This window comes from Bartonella sp. AP57NXGY, assembly GCF_042195805.1.
Lineage (GTDB): Bacteria > Pseudomonadota > Alphaproteobacteria > Rhizobiales > Rhizobiaceae > Bartonella.
The window spans coordinates 1-2,182 of record NZ_JBHIOZ010000194.1 but is presented as its reverse complement, the minus strand read 5'-3'; the positions used below and the strand labels follow the sequence as shown (position 1 = coordinate 2,182).

General features: G+C 40.8%; 2 protein-coding genes and 1 pseudogene. 1 reads left to right on the top strand and 2 read right to left on the bottom strand.

Annotated elements, in window-relative coordinates; translation table 11 throughout:
• Window positions 1-222: 222 nt before the first annotated feature.
• Window positions 223-744, bottom strand: coding sequence for a peptidoglycan-associated lipoprotein Pal (pal, locus tag ACFIL8_RS09355; RefSeq protein ID WP_375611765.1), 522 nt, complete (start codon window positions 742-744; stop codon window positions 223-225).
• Window positions 745-945: 201 nt separating this feature from the next.
• Window positions 946-1,641, bottom strand: coding sequence for a DUF1013 domain-containing protein (locus ACFIL8_RS09350; RefSeq protein ID WP_375611764.1), 696 nt, complete (start codon window positions 1,639-1,641; stop codon window positions 946-948).
• Between the two features lie 368 nt (window positions 1,642-2,009).
• On the opposite strand from ACFIL8_RS09350, the pseudogene ACFIL8_RS09345 reads away from it, so the two are divergent.
• A pseudogene (locus ACFIL8_RS09345) lies at window positions 2,010-2,182 on the top strand (YebC/PmpR family DNA-binding transcriptional regulator); the annotation flags it as partial.

Here is a 2,182-nt window from a genome sequence, read left to right as displayed (position 1 = left end):
TCAGGTGCTTTCTTCACGTCATCAGTTGCCTTATCAACTGCATCAACTTTATCCGTATCATGTGCAGGATATTCGGAAGCCTTTCGTGCCGCACTTTGAACAAGTGAAGTAGAACAAGCTATGAAAACCCCCATATAAAAGAGTGTTTTCCAATTGATTTTACGATACATTCTTTTTTCCCCTTAAGAGCTTATTGAATAGTTGAAACAAACAATCTTCTTTTTAATGATTATTCATGTCACTCAACGTTGTCACAGCACGTCGATTTTGATTCCAACAGGAAATATCATCACATACTGCTACAGGTCTTTCTTTTCCGTAAGAAATTGTTTGAATCCGTTGTGCGGACACACCAAGAGACACCAAATAGTTTCGCACAGCAACAGCACGGCGCTGTCCAAGTGCCAAGTTATATTCACGTGTTCCCCTCTCATCAGCATGACCTTCGATCATAATAGAATAATAAGGATAATGAAGCAACCATTCTGCTTGGCGCGTTAAAATACGTTCAGCATCAGCATCAAGTGAAGAAGAATCGAGACCAAAAAACACGCGATCACCCACATTAACCGTAAATTCTTGTCCTGAGCCTGGTGACACCTGATTCAAACCAGCATCATTCATATAAGCGCCATTCATACCGTTAAGTGCACCAACATTTTTTTTGCCACACCCACCCAGGCATAGTGAGAAAAGAAAGAGGATAGCTAAGGAATGAGAGATGGTTTTTTTGGTAGAGCGCATAGTCCGTTTCTCCTTGAATTTCGTAAAGAAGGGTCAATTCTTAAAAATATTTTTAAGAATAACCGTTAATTCCTAATGAAGACGAAATTTTTCTGTTTTTTCGTCCTCATTTTTACTTTTGAGTCTCTGCCAATTTTTCTTCTCTTTGGCCATTCCTCTAACATTTCCATAAGAAATGTTTCCCTTATGCGTCATGGCTTTTTATGCATCATCTTGATCTTGACGATTTTTTTGCAGCGCGTTCAGCTTTGCAAAAACTTTATCAGCGTCAAAAGTCTTATGCAGATTTTCTTCACTCTCATTTTCCTCTAGAGCAGCGTTTTCCGTCACAGAAGCGGGAAGCAACGACCTATCTTCTTCTGCAGCAACAGGGCGATTTTTCGCCGCACGCTGGAGCTCAAAATCTAAATCGATTTGCGAACACAAACCAAGCCCTACAGGATCAAGAGGAACCAAATTTGCACTATTCCAATGGGTTCTAAGGCGGATTTGTTCAATTGTCGCTTTTGTTGTCCCAATCAACCGTGCAATTTGTGCATCTTTCAACTCGGGATGGTTCGTCACCAACCATAGGATACCATTGGGACGATCTTGGCGTCGAGAAAGAGGGATATAGCGCGCCCCTTTACGTTTTTTTTCAGGAATATGCACCCTCGATTGAGAAATTTTCAATCGTGCGTTTTGATCAGCCTCCACCCGTGCAATTTCACTGCGCGTCAATTGCCCAGAACTAATCGGATCTAAACCTTTAATACCATAAGCCGCATCACCATCGGCAATAGCTTTTACTTCCAAGACATGCAATTTACAAAATTCTGCAATCTGATCAAAAGAAAGAGCTGTATTATCAACCAACCAAACAGCTGTTGCTTTGGGCATCAAAAGTTGCGTTGCCATTTTTATAAATCCTCTTCTGCGCCTCTTCTATGAGGCAGGTTACCGCCCACTCAAGAGCACTGGAACTTTTTTATATGTTTAGGTCTCTCCAACCACTCCTAAAACAAAGCGAGGCATGGAATAAACCATTTTGCTATGAGATTACATTCTGTTATAGCGTTATTTTTGCTCAACGACAAGAGATCTCTCTTGTAATGATCCTCAACTAAGGTGTCTTTACCTTTAAGATGAATTTTCTTATAAAGGGTTTATTCGATTATTTCACCTCATGCTGTGGCACATTTATTCTGGTGGGATGCGTGCTTTATCGCCTTAAATTCTAAAGAGTATCCAACTGGAAAGAAAGCCCTCAAATAGGAAGGAAAACTATGGCAGGCCATTCACAATTTAAAAATATTATGCACCGTAAAGGGCGTCAAGATGCAATGCGCTCGAAAATATTTTCTAAACTTGCACGCGAAATTACCGTAGCAGCAAAACAAGGTGCTCCTGATCCAGCCATGAATCCACGTTTAAGGCTGGCTGTTCAAAATGCCAAAGC

Excerpts from the sequence above, each read along its gene's own strand:
- pal (WP_375611765.1), bottom strand. The coding sequence starts at position 744 with ATGCGCTCTACCAAAAAAACCATCTCTCATTCCTTAGCTATCCTCTTT.
- ACFIL8_RS09350 (WP_375611764.1), bottom strand. The coding sequence starts at position 1,641 with ATGGCAACGCAACTTTTGATGCCCAAAGCAACAGCTGTTTGGTTGGTT.